General features: G+C 66.0%; 15 protein-coding genes and 1 pseudogene. 9 read left to right on the top strand and 7 right to left on the bottom strand.

The window, feature by feature from the left end; translation table 11 throughout:
• The first annotated feature begins 6 nt into the window (after positions 1–6).
• The 6 genes from LO787_RS25810 (at position 7) to LO787_RS25835 (ending at position 7,286) form a co-directional block, all read left to right on the top strand.
• A complete protein-coding gene (locus LO787_RS25810; RefSeq protein WP_232493813.1) occupies positions 7–1,626 on the top strand; it encodes a cisplatin damage response ATP-dependent DNA ligase in 1,620 nt (539 codons plus the stop codon).
• A gap of 44 nt (positions 1,627–1,670) precedes the next feature.
• Complete coding sequence (locus LO787_RS25815) at positions 1,671–2,069, top strand: group II truncated hemoglobin (RefSeq protein WP_232493814.1); 399 nt, start codon at positions 1,671–1,673, stop codon at positions 2,067–2,069.
• Between the two features lie 132 nt (positions 2,070–2,201).
• The gene (locus tag LO787_RS25820; protein ID WP_232493815.1) at positions 2,202–3,227 is read left to right on the top strand and encodes a hypothetical protein; all 1,026 of its coding nucleotides are present in this window, start codon (positions 2,202–2,204) and stop codon (positions 3,225–3,227) included.
• A gap of 491 nt (positions 3,228–3,718) precedes the next feature.
• Positions 3,719–5,398: an energy-dependent translational throttle protein EttA gene (gene ettA / locus LO787_RS25825; protein WP_232493816.1), complete on the top strand. Its 1,680-nt coding sequence runs from the start codon at positions 3,719–3,721 to the stop codon at positions 5,396–5,398.
• 171 nt (positions 5,399–5,569) lie between these two features.
• Positions 5,570–6,487, top strand: coding sequence for an RcnB family protein (locus LO787_RS25830; RefSeq protein WP_232493817.1), 918 nt, complete (start codon positions 5,570–5,572; stop codon positions 6,485–6,487).
• Positions 6,488–6,620: 133 nt separating this feature from the next.
• A complete protein-coding gene (locus LO787_RS25835; protein ID WP_232493818.1) occupies positions 6,621–7,286 on the top strand; it encodes a prolyl hydroxylase family protein in 666 nt (221 codons plus the stop codon).
• Here the strand turns inward: LO787_RS25835 and LO787_RS25840 are convergent, their stop codons facing one another.
• The 4 genes from LO787_RS25840 to LO787_RS25855 all read right to left on the bottom strand — a co-directional run bounded on the left by LO787_RS25840 (position 7,287) and on the right by LO787_RS25855 (position 10,461).
• Positions 7,287–7,817 (bottom strand): DUF1003 domain-containing protein, encoded by a 531-nt coding sequence (locus LO787_RS25840; protein WP_232493819.1) that lies wholly within the window; start codon positions 7,815–7,817, stop codon positions 7,287–7,289.
• A 16-nt stretch (positions 7,818–7,833) separates the two neighbouring features.
• A complete protein-coding gene (locus tag LO787_RS25845) occupies positions 7,834–9,432 on the bottom strand; it encodes a lysine--tRNA ligase (protein WP_232493820.1) in 1,599 nt (532 codons plus the stop codon).
• An 82-nt stretch (positions 9,433–9,514) separates the two neighbouring features.
• Entirely contained in the window at positions 9,515–9,805 is a 291-nt protein-coding gene (locus LO787_RS25850) for a DUF2218 domain-containing protein (RefSeq protein ID WP_232493821.1), read from the bottom strand.
• Entirely contained in the window at positions 9,802–10,461 is a 660-nt protein-coding gene (locus LO787_RS25855) for a PadR family transcriptional regulator (protein WP_420847827.1), read from the bottom strand. Before LO787_RS25855 ends, LO787_RS25850 begins: the two co-directional genes overlap by 4 nt.
• 234 nt (positions 10,462–10,695) lie before the next feature.
• Between LO787_RS25855 and LO787_RS25860 the strand changes: the two genes are divergently transcribed.
• Positions 10,696–13,425, top strand: coding sequence for an ATP-dependent DNA helicase (locus LO787_RS25860; protein ID WP_232493823.1), 2,730 nt, complete (start codon positions 10,696–10,698; stop codon positions 13,423–13,425).
• 36 nt (positions 13,426–13,461) lie between these two features.
• On the top strand, positions 13,462–14,007 hold the full coding sequence (locus LO787_RS25865) for a SixA phosphatase family protein (protein WP_232493824.1): 546 nt from the start codon (positions 13,462–13,464) through the stop codon (positions 14,005–14,007).
• A gap of 108 nt (positions 14,008–14,115) precedes the next feature.
• Here LO787_RS25865 and trxB read toward each other — a convergent pair whose 3' ends face one another.
• Positions 14,116–15,090, bottom strand: a complete 975-nt coding sequence (gene trxB / locus LO787_RS25870; RefSeq protein WP_232493825.1) for a thioredoxin-disulfide reductase — start codon at positions 15,088–15,090, stop codon at positions 14,116–14,118.
• Between the two features lie 167 nt (positions 15,091–15,257).
• Here trxB and LO787_RS25875 point away from each other — a divergent pair, with 167 nt between their 5' ends.
• Positions 15,258–16,133 (top strand): alpha/beta fold hydrolase, encoded by an 876-nt coding sequence (locus LO787_RS25875; protein ID WP_232493826.1) that lies wholly within the window; start codon positions 15,258–15,260, stop codon positions 16,131–16,133.
• A gap of 522 nt (positions 16,134–16,655) precedes the next feature.
• Here the strand turns inward: LO787_RS25875 and LO787_RS26295 are convergent.
• Positions 16,656–16,895, bottom strand: a pseudogene (locus tag LO787_RS26295) (BapA/Bap/LapF family prefix-like domain-containing protein); the annotation flags it as partial.
• A 123-nt stretch (positions 16,896–17,018) separates the two neighbouring features.
• Complete coding sequence (locus LO787_RS25885) at positions 17,019–17,363, bottom strand: heme oxygenase-like domain-containing protein (RefSeq protein WP_232493828.1); 345 nt, start codon at positions 17,361–17,363, stop codon at positions 17,019–17,021.
• Positions 17,364–17,473: the final 110 nt, after the last annotated feature.

Below are 17,473 nucleotides of genomic sequence, written 5' to 3' on the forward strand. Positions count from 1 at the left end.
GTCCTGATGGAACGCTTCGCCGCCCTCCTCGACGCGCTGGTCTATACCCGCAGCCGCAACGCCAAGCTCAAGCTGCTGGCCGACTACCTGCGCGACACGCCTGATCCCGACCGGGGCTGGGCGCTGGCAGCGCTGACCGACGGGCTCGATTTCCCGGCGGTGAAGAGTTCCACCATCCGCAACCTCCTGACCGAGCGGATCGACCCGGTGCTCTGGACGCTCAGCCGCGACTACGTGGGCGATTCCGCCGAGACCGCCAGCCTGCTCTGGCCCGAACCGAGTGAGGCGCCCTCCCCGCCTACAGTCTCGGAAGCAGTCGACGCCCTCTCCCGCATGACGCGCGCCGACGTCATGGTGGAGCTGCCGAAGCTGCTCGACCGGCTCGATGCCAATGGCCGCTATGCCCTGCTCAAGCTGGCGACGGGTGCGATGCGCATCGGCATCTCCGCCCGCCTTGCCAAGACCGCCTTCGCGCAGGCCTTCGACGTCGCGGTGGAGGATGTGGAGGAGCACTGGCACGGCCAGACCCCGCCCTACGCCCCGCTGTTCGACTGGGCCGCGCACGACGCCGAGCCGCCCAATTCCGACGACCTCCCGCTCTTCCGCCCCTTCATGCTCGCGCACGGGCTGGAGGAAGCGGAGGTCGATCTCGCCGACTACGCCGCCGAGTGGAAGTGGGACGGCATCCGCGTGCAGGTGGTCCGTGCCAAGGGAGAGAGTGGAGGCGGCGAAACCCGGGTCTATTCCCGCTCCGGCGACGATATCTCCGCCACCTTCCCCGAGATCGCCGAGGCGCTCCACATCGACGCGGTGCTGGACGGCGAACTGCTGGTTCGCGGCGTGCATCAAGGCGGGACAGAAGGCGGCGCGGCCAGCTTCAACGCGCTCCAACAGCGCCTCGGCCGCAAGACCGTGTCCAAGAAGATGCGCGAGGAATACCCTGCCTTCGTGCGCCTCTACGACGTGCTGATCCTGGAGGGGCAGGACTTGCGCTCACTGCCCTGGAGCGAGCGCCGCGCCGCGCTTGAGGCGCTCATCCCCCGGCTCGACCCGCAGCATTTCGACATCTCCACGGTGATCCCCGCCGCCGACTTCGCGGAACTGACCGCCATCCGCGAACGTGCCCGCGACGATGCGATCGAAGGGGTGATGCTCAAGCGCCGCGACAGTCCCTACGTGGCGGGCCGCAAGACCGGGCTGTGGTACAAGTGGAAGCGCGATCCGCTGCTGATCGACTGCGTGCTGATGTATGCCCAGCGCGGATCGGGCAAGCGCTCCTCGTTCTATTCGGACTACACATTCGGCTGCTGGGACGGCGATCCGGATGATCCGGCGAACGGTGGCGCGGAACTGCTGCCGGTCGGCAAGGCCTACTTTGGCTTCACCGACGAGGAACTGAAATGGCTCGACCGCCATGTCCGCAATCACACCGTCAACCGCTTCGGCCCGGTGCGCGAGACAGACAAGTCGCTGGTGTTCGAGGTTGCCTTCGATTCCGTCCACGCCAGCAAGCGCCACAAGTCCGGCGTCGCCATGCGCTTCCCCCGAATCAGCCGGATCCGCGCCGATAAGCCCGCCCACGAGGCCGACCGCATCGAGACCCTGCGGGCCCTGATCCGCGATTGATCGCGGTCAATGCCGGGGTACGACGGATGCGCCATGCAGGCAGCATGGAACAGCCTGCCCCCGCCCTTCCCAACACGCCCTTCCACCGCCTCGGCGGCGCGCCGATTTTCGAGGCCATCGCCAACCGCTTCTATGACCTGATGGACGAGGATCCGGCCTACGCCCGGCTGCGCGCCATGCACGCCGCCGACCTCGACCCGATGCGCCGGTCACTGCCACGCTTCCTCGCCGGTTGGGCAGGCGGCCCGCGCGACTGGTTCGAGGCCAACCCCGGTCGCTGCATGATGAGCCTGCACAAGCCCTTCACCATCGACCACGCCGTCGCCGGGCAATGGGCCGAGGCGATGCAGCGCGCGATTGCGGATGTCGCGCCGGAGCCTGCGGATATGGCTAAGGCGATGGGTGACGTGCTGGTGGATATGGCGCGGGGCATGGGGCGGTAGAGGGTAAGGCAATTCCTCCCCGAGCTTGTCTCGGGGAGGTGGCAGCCCGAAGGGCTGACGGAGGGGGAATGGCGTGGTGATAAGCTGCCTCTCGCCTTGCCGCTGCGAGCACAAGCGAACACAACCGCGCCCATGCTCGCCGCCCTCACCCGCATTCAGGCCATTGCCGCGATCGTTGTCATCGTGCTGATGGGCCTGGCGTCGCTGGCGGTCGGCCCGGCCACCACCGGAGAGGCTATCACCGGGACCGGGGCCTATTCCGACGTCCGGCTCTATACCGACATCGGCAACGCCGTGGCCGATGGCGAGGACTACTACCACGCCGCCACCCGCCTCCAGCGCGCGCACGGCTTCCCGACGAGCCCCTTCGTGACCGTGCGCCTGCCGACGCTGGCGTGGATCGAAGCCGCGCTGGGCTGGCATGCGACGCGCATGCTGCTCTGCGCCCTCCTCGTCTGCACCGCTGTCGCGTGGTTCGCGATGCTGCGACCTTTGGTGGCAGCGGGGGAGCGCATGGCGGCGATGCTGCTGGTGCTCCTCGGTGGCGCGATGGCCGCGAGCCCGGGCCTCGCCGTCTCGCACGAGTTGTGGGCCGGGGTGCTGGTGGCTTTGGCGCTTGCGCTGCGCGTGCAGAAACGCTGGCTTCCCGCCCTGATCGCCGCCGCCGCTGCGCTGGCGATCCGCGAACTCGCGCTGCCCTTCGTGCTCATGGCTGCTTTGTGGGCATGGCGGGAGGGCTCGCGCCGCGAACTCGCCGCGTGGCTGGCGCTGCTGGCGCTCTACGCGGTGGCGCTGTTCCTGCATCGGCAGGCCGTCACTCCGCTTTCGCTGCCGACCGATGCGCTCTCGCAAGGCTGGGGCGGACTGCGCGGCCCCGGCGCCGTGCTGCAGGACATCGCCGACGTGACGCTGCTCCACCTCATCCCCGCGCCGCTGAGCTATCTGACAGTCTATCTCGCCTTTGTCGGCTTCCTCGGCGCGCCGGTTCCGGTTGCCCGGCTGGCAGTGCCATGGCTGCTCGCGGTGGCGCTGTTGCTTGGCGTGTTCGCGCGGCCGGTGAACTTCTACTGGGCGATCCTGAGCGTGCCGATGGTGACGGCGGGCCTCGCCTTCCTGCCACGCGCGGTGCGCGATCTGGCGACGGCGATGCGGCGCTGAGGAGCACGCGAGTATCCGCCCTCCCCGTCGCCCCCTGCACAGGCAGGGCCCATCCCACCCTCTCCGCCTGACCGTGAGCAAGGCGGCAGGGCGATGGACCTGATAGGCCCCTGCCTGCGCAGCGGCGACGGGGAGGGAAAGGAGGCATTCGACCGCCACGCTTTCCTACATCCCCGGACTTTGAGACGATGCCGAGCGCCCTGCCATGCCTTTCCGTCTGCCTGAGCCGCGAAATCGCCTGCACACGGAAGTTCACACGTTCCCGGCCCCGGCAACGCCATTGTTCCTCGCAGAAACCCTGAAAACCCGCCACTTTTACACTGGCGGCACCTCTCCGGACGCCAAAATCCGCCGACACATAAAGCCCGTTCCGTCTCAACCAAAGCATCGTACAGCCGCGCCGTCCCGCCCTGCTCTTGGCAATCCTCGCGCGCCCCTGTAGAGCGGCCCTCAACTCTCCCGAGACCCGAATTTCCATCCAGAGGAACCGCATGGCCGCCCAATACGCCTACGTCATGAAGGGCATGACCAAGACCTTCCCCGGTGCCCAGAAGCCGGTGCTCAGCGACATCTCGCTGCAGTTCTACCAGGGCGCCAAGATCGGCATCGTCGGCCCGAACGGCGCCGGTAAGTCGACGCTTATCAAGATCATGGCCGGCATCGACACCGATTTCACCGGCGAAGCCTGGCCCGGTGAGAACATCACCGTCGGCTACCTTGAGCAGGAGCCGGAACTCGATCCGACCAAGACCGTCCTCGAAAACGTCAAGGACGGCGCCCGCGAGACCGCCGACCTCGTCGACCGCTTCAACGAGATCTCGAACATCATGGGCGACCCGCCGGAGGACGTCGATTTCGACGCGCTCATGGAGGAAATGGGCGAACTGCAGGGCAAGATCGACGCGGTCGATGGCTGGACGCTCGACAACCAGCTCGAAATCGCCATGGAGGCCCTCCGCTGCCCGCCGAGCGACTGGCCCGTCAACAGCCTGTCGGGCGGTGAAAAGCGCCGCGTCGCGCTGACCCGCCTGCTGATCCAGAAGCCCTCGATCCTGCTGCTCGACGAACCGACCAACCACCTCGACGCCGAATCCGTCGAATGGCTGGAAAACCACCTCAAGGAATACGCGGGCGCGGTCTTGATGATCACCCACGATCGCTACTTCCTCGACAACGTGGTGAACTGGATCCTCGAACTCGATCGCGGCAAGTACTTCCCCTACGAAGGCAACTACTCCACCTACCTGGAGAAGAAGGCCAAGCGCATGGAGCAGGAGGACCGCGAGGAATCCGGCCGCGCCAAGGCGCTCAAGGAAGAACTCGAGTGGATCCGCCAGACCCCGGCCGCCCGCCAGACCAAGTCGAAGGCGCGTATCCGCAAGTTCGAGCAGCTTCAGGAAGCCCAGTCGGGCCGTCGTCCCGGCAAGGCCCAGATCGTCATCCAGGTGCCCGAGCGCCTCGGCGGCAAGGTCATCGAGGTCAACAACATCTCGAAGGCCTACGGCGACAAGCTGCTGTTCGAGAACCTCTCGTTCATCCTGCCGCCGGGCGGCATCGTCGGCGTCATCGGCCCCAACGGCGCGGGCAAGTCCACGCTGTTCAAGCTGATCACCGGCAAGGAACAGCCTGACGAGGGCACGATCGAGATGGGCTCTACCGTCCACCTCGGCTTCGTCGACCAGAGCCGCGACCACCTCGACCCCAAGAAGAACGTCTGGGAGGAAATCTCCGACGGGCTCGACTACATGAAGGTCAACGGTCACGATACGTCGACCCGCGCCTATGTCGGTGCGTTCAACTTCAAGGGCGCCGACCAGCAGAAGAACGTCGGCAAGCTGTCGGGCGGTGAACGCAACCGCGTCCACATGGCCAAGATGCTCAAGGAGGGTGGCAACGTCCTCCTGCTCGACGAACCGACCAACGACCTCGACGTGGAAACGCTGGGCGCGCTGGAAGAAGCCATCGAGAACTTCGCGGGCTGCGCCGTGGTCATCAGCCACGACCGCTTCTTCCTCGACCGTCTGGCGACGCACATCCTCGCGTTCGAGGGCAACAGCCACGTCGAATGGTTCGAAGGCAACTTCGCCGCCTACGAAGAGGACAAGCGCCGCCGCCTGGGCGACGCAGCGGATCGTCCGACCGCGCTGGCGTACAAGAAGCTGACGCGCTGATCCTGATTTGACGGGCCGTTCTTTCGAGGACGGCCCGTTCATTCAAATTACTACAAACCTGAACGATCGGCGCGAACGCGGTTAACCTCTGCGACAGCGCGTTTCCGGTAGATGTCTCTCCACGATGAGCCGCGCTTCGCCGTCCGGCACTTCGGTTTGGAGAACCGGAAAATGGCAACGATAAACAGAAAAGCAGGTGTACTGATCGCGGCGGCCACCATGGCGATCGCGATCACGGGGATGTCGAGCCCCAGCTTCGCCCAGCACGCCGAAGATCGCGGCCGAGGTAATGGCGGTCGTTCCGAACGCGCCCTGCCCCCGCCGCGCGAGAATGCCCGCGCCGACTTCGGCACCCAGCTTCGGCAGATGCGCGAACAGCGGCAACAGCCTCAGGCCCAGCGCCCCGCGCCGCAGCCGCAGGTCCAGCGACCGGTGGTGCGCGGCAACGATGGTCCCCGTCCGAACTGGCAGGGCGGCCAACGCCCGGATCGCGGCCAGCAGGCATCGGGCAACGACCGGCGACCGGCCCCGGGCTGGCAGCGTCCCGATGTCGACCGTGGCGCGGATCGAGGCGGAGATCGCGGAGCCGGACAGGCCATCCGGCGCGATAACGACCGGAACCCCGGCTGGCGCGCGGACAACGATCGCCGCGACAACGACCGCTGGCGCGGCAACGAAGGCTGGCGCGGCAACAACGACGGTTGGCGCAATAACGACCGGCGCGACGACAATCGGAGCAACGACCGGTGGCGCGACAACAACGGCAACCGCTACCAGGCCTGGAACCGCAACGACTGGCGCCGCGACAACCGCTACGACTGGCAGCGCTATCGTGACCGCAATCGCAACAACTATCGGATCGGCCGCTACTACGCACCGTACAACGGCTACTCGTACCGCCGCCTGAGCATCGGCTTCTCGCTTGGCTCGATGTTCTACGGCAACCGCTACTGGATCAACGATCCATGGCAGTACCGCCTGCCGCCGGTCTACGGTCCCTATCGCTGGGTCCGTTACTACGACGACGTGATGCTGGTGGACATCTATAGCGGCGAAGTGGTGGACGTGATCTACGACTTCTTCTGGTAAGGCGTAACCCGCAGAACATCGAAAACTCCCAGACGTAAAACTCCGGGAGTTTTCTTCTAGCCGCCGCCACAAGCTCGGGATGAATACTTCGCAAGGCCATTGATCCGCGTCCGATTGCAGATACTCTCCTGCAATGACGGCCGCGCCCCACCCTGACTGCAAAGCCCTTGCCCGCATCGGGATGGCCGTACGCGAAAGACTAGCGGGGCAACCTGCGGCGCGGCGTTTCCCGGAAGACCGCGCCGAGATTTATGCGATAGACAACTTCCTGCCTATCGCATCCTGCGCGCGGCTGATGGCGCTGATCGACGCCGTAGCGTGCCCTTCCGCCCTTGTGGATGACGCGCTCTGGTCGGATTACCGCACCAGCTATTCCGGCGACATCGATGAAACCGACAACTGCGTGCGCGACCTCGAAGAGCGGCTGTCCGCTATCACCGGCATTACCCCAACGTGCGGCGAAGCCGCTCAGGGCCAGCGTTACCTCTGCGGCCAGTACTTTCACGAGCACTGCGACTGGTTCGACACCACCGCGGGCTACTGGCGAAACGAGCGGCACTGCGGAGGGCAGCGCAGTTGGACGGCGATGATCTATCTCAATGCCGTGGACGAAGGCGGCATAACGGATTTCACCCGTATAGCACTCAGCATCCCGCCCTGTGCTGGCACGCTGCTGCTGTGGAACAACGCCCTGCCTGACGGCACGCCCAACCCCTGGACAATGCACGCGGCGCGGCCGGTGGTGCGCGGGACCAAGTACGTCGTGACCAAGTGGTTCCGCGCGCGGACCTGGCAATAGTCAGGCGTCCTTGCCCTGCTCCGTTCCGGGCTTTGCAAGGAGGTGCTCGAACAGATGGTCCATCCGCTTGTGCAGGCGCAGGATTTCCAGCTGCGTGCGCAAGTTGACCTCGTAGTCGTGGCGCGCCGCGATGCGATCCTTGTCGGACTGCCGGTTCTGGCTCATCATGATAACCGGCGCCTGGATCGCCGCCAGCATCGACAGCATCAGGTTGAGGAAGATGTAGGGATAGGCGTCGAAGGGATGCAGCCCGAACACTTCCAGAAGCCGGCTGTTCACCAGCATCCACCCGAACAGCACCACGCCGAACGCGATGATGAAGCCCCACGAGCCGCCGATCGCCGCGACGCGATCCGCCAGCCTGTCGCCGAAGGTCGCGTGCAGCGCCGCTTCCTCTAGCGCGTCAGGGCCCATGACCTGACCGGAGGCGATGCGCTGGAGCACGCGGCGCTCCTCCGCATCGACATCGCTCAGCTTGCGGCCGAGCAATTCCTCGCAGAGCTGCTCGGGCGTGTGGGTCGAGCGGTGCATCGCCTCTCCTGAGTCTTCAGGCCGCCAGGGCCTCCGCGATCAGCTTGCGCGTTTCGGGCACGCCGTAAAGCGCAATGAAGCTGCCCATGCGCGGCCCCTGCGGCGAACCGAGCAGCGTCTCGTACAGAGCCTTGAACCAGTCGCGCAGCGTCTCGAAGCCATAGGCCGCGTTCTTGCCGATCTCGTAGACGATGTTCTGCAGGTCTTCCGCCGAGGCGTCGCCGCCAAGCGCGGCAAGCTGCCCGTCGAGATCCTTTAGCGCATCGGCCTCGCTGGCGGTCGGCGCACGACGCTGGAGTGTGGGCGCGATAAAGTCGCGGTTGGTAGCCAGCGCCGCGCGGACCATCTCAGCCAGGTCGGGATGCGCTTCGGGACTGGCGTTGGCGACGTAGTTGCCCAGGTAGGACCAAACTTGCTCCGCCGTCGCTTCCGCTCCCAGCACGCCAACGAGGTTGAGGAGCAGCGAGAACGTCACCGGCACGGTATCGCCCGCGCCGCCTTCGCCACCATTGGCACGCAGCAGGTGCCATGTCGGGTTGCCGAGTTGCTTGTCGAGCGCCTGCCCGGCAAGGTTGCCGCGAAACTGCCAGTACTCGTCGACCGCCTTGGGGATCACGCCGACATGAAGCTGCTTGGCGCTCTTGGGCTCGCGGAACAGGTAGAAGCCGAGCGACTCCTCTGTGCCGTAAGTCAGCCATTGCTCGATGGTCAGGCCGTTGCCCTTGGACTTCGAGATCTTCTCGCCATTCTCATCGAGGAACAGTTCGTAGATAAGGCCCTCGGGCTTACGGCCGCCGAGAATCTGCACGATCTTGCCCGACTGGATCACCGAGTCGGTAAGATCCTTGCCGCACATCTCGTAGTCGACGCCGAGCGCGTACCAGCGCATCGCCCAGTCGACCTTCCACTGGAGCTTGGCCTTGCCGCCGAACGCGGACTGCTCAACGACAGTGCCGTCCTCGTCGGCGAAACGGATCAGGCCGGTGGCCGCGTCGAGAACCTCGACCGGCACCTGCAGAACCGCGCCGGTGGTCGGCGAGACCGGGAGCACCGGCGAATAGGTCTTGCGGCGCTCCTCGCGCAGTGTCGGCAGCATGACGTCGAGGATCGACTGGTTGCATTCCAGTACCCGAGCCAGCGCGGCATCGAACTGGCCCGAGTTGTATCGGTCGCTCGCCGAAACGAACTCGTAATCGAACCCGAAACGATCGAGGAAATCGCGGAGCATCGCGTTGTTGTGATGCGCGAAGCTCTCGTGCGTACCGAAAGGATCGGGGATCCGGCTGAGCGGCTTGCCGAGGTTGGCGGCGAGCACGTCCGCATTCGGGATGTTGTCCGGAACCTTGCGCAGCCCGTCCATGTCGTCCGAAAATGCGACGAGGCGCGTCGGCGCGCCGCCGGTCAGCGCTTCGTAGGCGCGGCGGACCAGCGTGGTGCGCAGGACTTCCTGGAATGTGCCAATATGCGGCAGGCCCGAGGGGCCGTAGCCCGTCTCGAACAGCACCGGCGCGCCATCGGGTTTGCCCTGCGGAAACCGCTTGAGCAGCTTCTGGGCCTCCTGGAAGGGCCAGGCCTTGGACACGCGTGCGGCTTCGATGAGGGCATTTTCAGTCATGGTCGCGCTCTTTGGCGAAATGCGCGATTTTCGCAAGTGCCTCGTCGTCCTGGAACTGATCCGGGACGATGCCAAGCTCAACTCAGTCCTGCCACGCCCATTCGTAAACGAGCGGCTCCTCGCGGAACGCGAAGCGGTCGATGTGCCGTGCGACGACACCCGTCAGTTGCTCGACCTCCTCGCGGCTCTCGCCGGAAATGGCGATGGCGATCCCCTCGCCGTCGGCCGCCATCGTGGTGACAGCGTTGGGAAATCTCACCGTGCCAACGTCACCCTCGACCTGCGTCTCCAGCTTGTGGCTCCAGTGCTTGCAGAGCTGGCGGACGTATTTGCCGCCGTTCTGCGTCTTCACGGTCGCTGCGATGGTGTTCACTTCTCGATCCTTTCGATCTTGCGGGTAGCCTCGTCGATGGCATCGGCCACCTGCAGGATGAAGTCGCGGTCGGCGCCTTCGTGCGAAAGGCGGTCGAACACCGCCGTCTTGAGCGCATGCATTGCCCGGCGAACCGGTGCGGGATCGACACGGTCGCGCTGGGCGGCAAGCGCGGTCAGGCGCTCCTTAAGCTCGGCCACCTTCCCGGCGTCGGCTTCGGCCTTGGCGCGGCCTTCGTCGGTCGCGCCGAACGCCTTGCTGCGCGAGCTGTCATCGGCGACCTGCGCGATGAGGCCGGTCTCCTCCATGTAGATCAGCGCAGGGTAGACCACGCCCGGGCTCGGCGCATAGTCGCCGCCGGACAGCGCCTCGATCTCGCGGATCAGTTCGTAGCCATGGCGCGGCGCCTCGACGATCAGCGCGAGCAGCAGCGTCTGCAGTTCCGCCTGATCGAACAGGCGCTTGCGACGGCCACCGCCGCGAGGTCCGCCGGGCCTACCCCGACCACCTCCCATTCCGCCGCCCATTCCGCCGAACCCGCCCGGGAAATCCTTCCCGAAGCCGGCGCCGAACGGACCGCGTGCCAGACCATGCAGACCGCGGCGACCGAACATCGCGCGCAGCTCCTCAGCGCCGCTGGCCATCGCCGCCATCATTTCCTCACGGCCGAAGCCGCGCTCATCACGGTGACGACCGCCCCAGTGGCGATGGCCTCGGCCGTGGTTGCAATCCGAGTGTCTCATCATTCGTTCCATATTCGTCATGATGGCTCTAAGATATATCTTGTTTGATTTCCAACAAGGCGGAAAATTGTATCGAGCCGTAACTTTTCGGGGGGAGCCCCTTGCGCCGCCGTTCCCAATCGCGCGGACCGGCCCTAATACCGGCCCATGGCCGCCCTGCCCCTTCCTGCCCTTCACGCCAGCCATGGCGGTTGCTGGTTGCGTGAGCAGGATCTGACCGGCAACAGCACCCGGCCGATTTCCAAGGGCGAAGCGGTGATGGCCGCCGCCGACACGCCGCTGCTGATCCTCAACGCGCCGCTGCTGGCGACGCGCCTCGGATACCCGGACCTTTCGGGGCTCGACCTGCTAGAGCTTTACGCCTTCGTACATCCGGCGCGCTTCGTGGTGCCGACGCCCAAGGGCCTCGCCCATGCGCTTGGCCTGACCGAGCCCAGCGGCGATGCCGACGTGCCGCGCCTGCTGCAGGAGGCTGCTGCTGCGCTGCTCGACATGTGCGAGAACGGCGCGTGGTCCGAGCGCGAGGGTGCATGGACTTCGCTGCAGTCACTCGTTCGCATGCGCTGGCCATGGGCCTCGCTGCTCACTGGCCGGATCCGCCGCCCCGAGCGGGCCGAGCGCTGGCTGTTCACCCGTCTGCCCGAATGGGAGGAGACGCCCGAAGTCCCGCAACCCCGGCAGGTCGTGCTGGAAGACGACGAGGTGCTGGAACGGCTGACGAAGCTCACCGGCTCAGCTGCCGAGCAGCGCCCCGGGCAACGCGCCTATGCCACCGAGACGGCTCATGCCTTCGCGCCGCGCGAACGCTCGGGACGTCCGCACGTCCTGCTGGCTCAGGCGGGCACGGGCATCGGCAAGACGCTGGGCTATCTCGCGCCGACGTCGCTGTGGACGGAGAAATCGGGCGGCACCGTCTGGGTTTCGACTTACACCAAGGCGCTGCAACGCCAGCTCCGCCATGAAAGCCGCCGCGCATGGCCGGAGCGACGCGCGGACGGCACGCGCCCCGTCGTGGTGCGCAAGGGACGTGAGAACTACCTGTGCCTCCTCAATCTGGAGGATGCGCTGCAAGGCGGCTTCAACGGGCGCGCGGCGATCCTCGCACAACTGGTGGCGCGCTGGGCGGCGTATTCGCAGGACGGCGACATGATCGGCGGCGACCTGCCCGGCTGGCTCGGCACCCTGTTCCGCCAGCGCGGCATCGCGGCGCTGACCGACCGGCGTGGCGAGTGCGTCTATGCCGGGTGCCCGCATTACCGGAAGTGCTTCATCGAGCGCGCGACCCGAGCCAGCGTCGGTGCCGACCTCGTGATCGGCAACCACGCGCTCGTCATGGTCAACGCCGCGCGCGGCCGCGACCCGGCCTCGCGCCCGACCCGCGTGGTGTTCGACGAAGGCCATCACGTCTTCGACGCCGCCGATTCCACGTTCGCCGCAGCCCTCACCGGGGCGGAGGCGATCGAACTGCGCCGCTGGGTCATCGGCCCGGAGAAGGCATCGAAGGGCCGCCGCCGTGGCCTTGCCGCCCGCCTTGCCGACGTCGCCAGCTATGACGAGGCGGGCGCCAAGGCGATCACCGCCGCCCGCGACGCTGCCGAGGCGCTCCCCGGGGACGGCTGGATGCAGCGCATTGGCGAGAACGCCGCCAGCGGACCGTTGGAGGAACTGCTCTCCGCCGTGCGCGCCACCGTCTACGCGCGCGACGAAAGCGGTGGGCAGGAAGCGGGCTACGGCCTCGAAACCGAGGCGGCGGGACTCGAAGGCTCGTTCGTCGAGATCGCACAGGCCGCCCGCGTGGCGCTTGTGGAACTGCGCCAACCGCTGATCCGCCTCGGCATGCGGCTGGAGACGCTGCTGGAGGAACCACCCGACTGGCTCGACGGCCCTGGTCGTGCCCGTATCGAAGGCGCACGTCACTCGCTGACATGGCGCGTCGATACCCTCGGCGCCTGGGAATCGCTGCTCGACCGCCTCGGCGGCCCGGCCGATCCCGAATACGTCGACTGGCTCGCCGTCGACCGATCCGAAGCGCGCGAGTTCGACATCGGCATCCACCGCCGCTGGCTGGACCCGATGAAGCCCTTCGCGCAGGTCGTGCTCGAACCGGCGCACGGCGTCGTCATGACTTCCGCCACGCTGCGCGACGGGGACGACTGGGCCAAGGCCATCGCCCGCTCCGGCGCGACCAACATCGAGGTCATGCCGCGCCTGTCGATCCACCAGAGCCCGTTCGACTACGCGAGCCAGGCCGAAGTGCTGATCGTGACCGACGTGCCCAAGGGCGACCTCCCCGCCCTGTCTGCCGCCTTCGGCCGCCTGATCGAAGCCTCGCGCGGCGGCGTACTTGGCCTGTTCACCGCGATCCGGCGGCTGCGCGCGGTCTATGGCCGCATCGCCGACCGTCTAGCACGCGGCGGGCTGCCGCTCTACGCGCAGCACGTCGATCCGATCGACACCGGCACGCTGGTCGACATCTTCCGCGACGATTCCGCCGCCTCATTGCTCGGCACCGATGCCCTGCGCGACGGGGTGGACGTTCAGGGGGAATCCCTGCGCCTCGTCGTCATGGAGCAGGTGCCGTGGCCGCGCCCGACGATCCTGCACCGCGCGCGGCGCATGGCGAACGGCGGTAGTACCTACGACGACACGCTTATCCGGGCGAAGCTGGCGCAGGCTTTCGGCCGCCTCATCCGCAGCCGCGAGGACCGGGGGCACTTCATCGTGCTCTCCCCCGCGTTCCCTTCCCGCCTGCTTTCCGCCTTCCCCGAAGGCACCCCGATCCGGCGCGTCACGCTGGAGGAGGCTTTACAGCGCGTGGCCGGACATGCTCAAGGGGCGACAGCGGACCCGGCGCAAGACTCGCGGCCCATTGCCTGAAAACGCTGTCCCGTTCTGCTGCATAGAGTCCCGCCCATGAAAATCCTCGGCATCTTTCGTCACGCAAAATCGGACTGGACCGACGCGCGGCTTCGCGACTTCGACCGTCCGCTGAACAAGCGTGGCCGGGTCGGCGCGGGCGTCATGGGCAAGCATATTCTGGAGCATGGCGTCGGCTGGCGCTACATCCTCGCCTCGCCCGCGGTGCGCGTGACGCAGACCATCGAGCTTGCCGGCGAAGCCGCAGGCGAGACGCCGCCGATCAACTGGGACCGCCGCGTCTACCTCGCCAGTTCCGCAATTCTGATGGACGTATTGCGCGATCAGGATACCGACCCGCGCTCGATCCTGCTGGTGGGCCACAATCCGGGCCTCGAAGACCTGATCTTCGATCTCGTACCTGACGACGGCAGCAGCCCACTGCGCGATGTGGTGGAGGACAAGTTCCCGACCGCAGCCTATGCCGTGGTGGAACTCGACATCGAGCACTGGTCGGACCTGCGCGAAGGTTGCGGTCGGCTGACCCACCTGATCCGCCCGCGCGACCTCGACCCGTCGCTGGGGCCGAGCCTGACCGAGTAAGGTCGAGTACGCGGACAATCGTCATTGCGAGCGTAGCGAAGCAATCCAAGGCGGTTTACGCGGCTCTGGATTGCTTCGCTACGCTCGCAATGACGAAGTAACGCGACCTCAGCCCTGCACCGTCTCCGTGATCCCGGCGACATGCAGCTTGTGCGCGAGGTAGCGCTCGGCATCGAGCGCGGCCATGCAGCCCACGCCCGCAGCGGTGATCGCCTGACGGTATACGTGATCCGAAACGTCGCCCGCCGCGAAGACGCCGGGGATGTCGGTCTTGGGCGTGCCCGGCTCGACGATGAGGTAGCCGGTCTCGTCCATCGCCAGCTTGCCCTTGAACAGCTCGGTCGCGGGCGCGTGGCCGATGGCGACGAATGCACCGTCGGTCAGGATCTCGCTCTGCTCGCCGGTCTCGGTGTCGATCAGCGCGAGGGCGCGCAGGGCGCCGTCCTCGCCGGGGAGAAAGCGGTCTACGCGCTTGTTCCAGACCGTCGTGATCTTGGGGTGCGCGAAGAGGCGGTCCTGCAGGATCTTCTCCGAACGCAGCGTGTCGCGGCGATGGACCAGCACCACCTCGCTCGCGTGGTTGGTAAGGTAGAGCGCTTCCTCGACCGCGGTATTGCCGCCGCCGATCACGACGACTTTCTTGCCGCGATAGAAGAACCCGTCGCAGGTGGCGCAGGCAGATACGCCCTTGCCCGACAGTTCCAGTTCGCCAGGAACGCCCAGCCACTTGGCCTGCGCGCCGGTGGCGATGACGAGGGTGTCGCCTTCGTAGATGTCGCCGCCGTCACCGGTCGCGATGAAAGTGTCGCCCGAGAGATCGACGTTGGTAATCGTGTCCCAGATCATGCGCGTGCCGACATGGACCGCCTGCGCTTCCATCTCCTGCATGAGCCAGGGGCCCTGGATGACCTCGCGGAAGCCGGGGTAGTTCTCGACATCGGTGGTGATGGTGAGCTGGCCGCCGGGCTGGAGGCCCTGCACCACGATCGGCTCCATGCCCGCGCGCGCGCCGTAGATGGCGGCGGAAAGTCCGGCCGGGCCGGAACCGATGATGAGCATGCGGGTCTTGTGCGTGGTCGCCATGTCTTAACTCTCGCGTGGAATTCTTGCGGGCGGAGATAGGTCGTCGCGCCCCGTTCGCCAAGCGCGGCGGCAGCGAAGCATTACTTTCATCCCCGCAAATTCGATCATCACCCCGGCGTCACGGGTGCCGGATTGACCTGCGGATTGCGCAACCCCATCCATCGGTAATGAAGAACCAGCTTGGCCCCACCTCGAACCGTTTCGTCTCGCAGCGCCTCAGACTGCACTATGTCGACTGGGGCAATGCCGACGCGCCGCCGCTGATCCTGCAGCACGGCGGGCGCGACCATTGCCGCAGCTGGGACTGGGTGGCGGAGGAACTGCGGCGCGACTGGCACGTCATCTGCCCGGACCTGCGCGGCCATGGCGACAGCGAGTGGAGCCCGGAGGGGCACTACGGCATGGACGCCTTCGTCTACGACTTCGCGCAGCTGGTGCATACGCTGGGGCACGACAAGGTGACGATCGTCGCGCACTCGCTGGGCGGCAACATCGCCACCCGCTTCACGGGCCTCTTCCCGGAGAAGGTGGCGAAGTTCGTCAACATCGAGGGGCTTGGCCCGCCCCCGGCGATGCGGCGCGAGCAGGAGGCCAAGGGCGCGGGCGAGCGGCTGCGCCAGTGGATCGAGGACAAGCGCAAGGCGTCGGGCCGCACCGTGCGCAAGTACGCCTCGCTGCGGGACGCCTACCAGCGGATGAAGGAGGAGAACGGTTTCCTCACCGACGAACAGGCGCGCCATCTCACCATCCACGGCGCCACCCGCAACGAGGACGGCACCTGGAGCTGGAAGTTCGACAACTACCTGAACGTGTGGAGCACATCCGACCTGCCGACCGACCAGATCATCCGGCTGTGGGAGGCGATCACTTGCCCGCTCCTGCTGCTGTGGGGCAAGGACAGCTTCGCCAGCAGCCCGGCGGGGGATGGCCGGATGGCGTACTTCCCGACGGCGAAGCTGATCGAATACGAGAACGCCGGGCACTGGCTGCACCACGACCAGTTCGACCGGTTCATGGGCGACGTGCGGGAATTTCTGGCCTAATCCCTCCCCGAGCTTGCTCGGGGAGGTGGCAGCGACGTAGTCGCTGACGGAGGGGGAATGGCGCGCTTCGGGACTGATGTTACCGGCAGCATCGGTCTGCCGGACGCGGACGCTAGAATAACTACCCTCGGCCAGCGTGAAGCCGGTCCCGCTCCCTTGCTGCCACGTCGCGCCACCGTCAGTACTGTACTGGTAGGTCGCGCCGGGTTCGAGGCCGCTTACTACAACCCCACCGTTTCTGGTGACCCTGTCGCTTGCAGAAGAACCTGTATCATTGCCGAGCGCGATGCCCGGTGCGGAGGGGGCATCACCATCTCCCCCGGAATTTCTGCCCCCGCCGCCTCCACCGGCAGCGGCTGCCACCAGACCTGCTCCGCCCAGTAGACCCAGCGCAGGAATAAGCAACGACATGCCGCCGCCTTCCGCCGCAGCCGCAGCCGCAGCACCCAGAACTTCGTTGCCGTCCTTCAGTTCGTAGAGGCGAAGAGCGTCATCATGGCTGATCCCCCAGAAATGGCCGTCACGATCCTGGAATATGACGTCGCTAGGTTCAGCAGAAGTAGCATTGTCATAGTAATCGACGATGCGAATTTCCTGACCCGATCGAAGTCGGAGGATGAGGTCATCACCTTGACGCTCGACACCAACAACTTCTGCGTGATCGATGTTCAACCTGACGACGCTAGGACCATCGAGATCGATAATATCCCGTGAAACTTCACGCGTCTTACCCGTCGCCTTGTCGATAACCTGCGCAACCATGCCCGCCTCCCAATTTTTGGCGGCCGCGCAAAAGTTGGCGCACAGACCCCCGCTACTCGGGACGAAGCGACACGCGCAGCCGTCCTTCTCCGGTAAAGGCAACACTAGCGATATGGAGTTGGTTCATGATCGATCCGGTTTCGGAATCAATTCGATCTGCAGTGCTTCGCCATATCGTACCGCGCACGAAGACAATCGCGTACGACCGTAAAGCCAACCCAGGGCAATTGCCGTGTCGAGGGTTCCTTCAGGTGCAAAGATCAACGCGTCGGCCTCGACCGGCGCTTCCAAACCGAGGTCGGCGAGATCCGCCTGCACCAGAGGAAGACGTCGATGATCGCCGGGGTCCGGCAGGAGCCCCTGCAAGCGCTGGTCACCGTAGAGCGCATCGATATGCAGATGGAAAAGATCCTGCACCCTAAGAAAGGCGGCGTAGCGTTCCCAACTTTCAAAGGTGGCCGCCAACATGATCGACCGATCAACGCCCTCGTGTGCCCGCTTTCGAGAATGAAATTTCAATCGTCATGGTCGTCATTCGATGGCCCTTCGTCGTCATGAAAAGGGTCGCAGCGGTGGTC

It is taken from the genome of Novosphingobium kaempferiae, assembly GCF_021227995.1.
GTDB classification, from domain to species: domain Bacteria; phylum Pseudomonadota; class Alphaproteobacteria; order Sphingomonadales; family Sphingomonadaceae; genus Novosphingobium; species Novosphingobium kaempferiae.

What these genes read in the sequence shown, in the direction of transcription:
- trxB (WP_232493825.1), bottom strand. Translation starts at nt 15,090, where the DNA reads ATGGCGACCACGCACAAGACCCGCATGCTCATCATCGGTTCCGGCCCG.
- LO787_RS25845 (WP_232493820.1), bottom strand. Translation starts at nt 9,432, where the DNA reads ATGACTGAAAATGCCCTCATCGAAGCCGCACGCGTGTCCAAGGCCTGG.
- LO787_RS25835 (WP_232493818.1), top strand. Translation starts at nt 6,621, where the DNA reads ATGACGGCCGCGCCCCACCCTGACTGCAAAGCCCTTGCCCGCATCGGG.
- LO787_RS25855 (WP_420847827.1), bottom strand. Translation starts at nt 10,461, where the DNA reads ATGATGGCGGCGATGGCCAGCGGCGCTGAGGAGCTGCGCGCGATGTTC.
- LO787_RS25875 (WP_232493826.1), top strand. Translation starts at nt 15,258, where the DNA reads ATGAAGAACCAGCTTGGCCCCACCTCGAACCGTTTCGTCTCGCAGCGC.
- ettA (WP_232493816.1), top strand. Translation starts at nt 3,719, where the DNA reads ATGGCCGCCCAATACGCCTACGTCATGAAGGGCATGACCAAGACCTTC.
- LO787_RS25860 (WP_232493823.1), top strand. Translation starts at nt 10,696, where the DNA reads ATGGCCGCCCTGCCCCTTCCTGCCCTTCACGCCAGCCATGGCGGTTGC.
- LO787_RS25840 (WP_232493819.1), bottom strand. Translation starts at nt 7,817, where the DNA reads ATGCACCGCTCGACCCACACGCCCGAGCAGCTCTGCGAGGAATTGCTC.
- LO787_RS25885 (WP_232493828.1), bottom strand. Translation starts at nt 17,363, where the DNA reads ATGTTGGCGGCCACCTTTGAAAGTTGGGAACGCTACGCCGCCTTTCTT.
- LO787_RS25865 (WP_232493824.1), top strand. Translation starts at nt 13,462, where the DNA reads ATGAAAATCCTCGGCATCTTTCGTCACGCAAAATCGGACTGGACCGAC.
- LO787_RS25830 (WP_232493817.1), top strand. Translation starts at nt 5,570, where the DNA reads ATGGCAACGATAAACAGAAAAGCAGGTGTACTGATCGCGGCGGCCACC.
- LO787_RS25820 (WP_232493815.1), top strand. Translation starts at nt 2,202, where the DNA reads ATGCTCGCCGCCCTCACCCGCATTCAGGCCATTGCCGCGATCGTTGTC.
- LO787_RS25810 (WP_232493813.1), top strand. Translation starts at nt 7, where the DNA reads ATGGAACGCTTCGCCGCCCTCCTCGACGCGCTGGTCTATACCCGCAGC.
- LO787_RS25815 (WP_232493814.1), top strand. Translation starts at nt 1,671, where the DNA reads ATGGAACAGCCTGCCCCCGCCCTTCCCAACACGCCCTTCCACCGCCTC.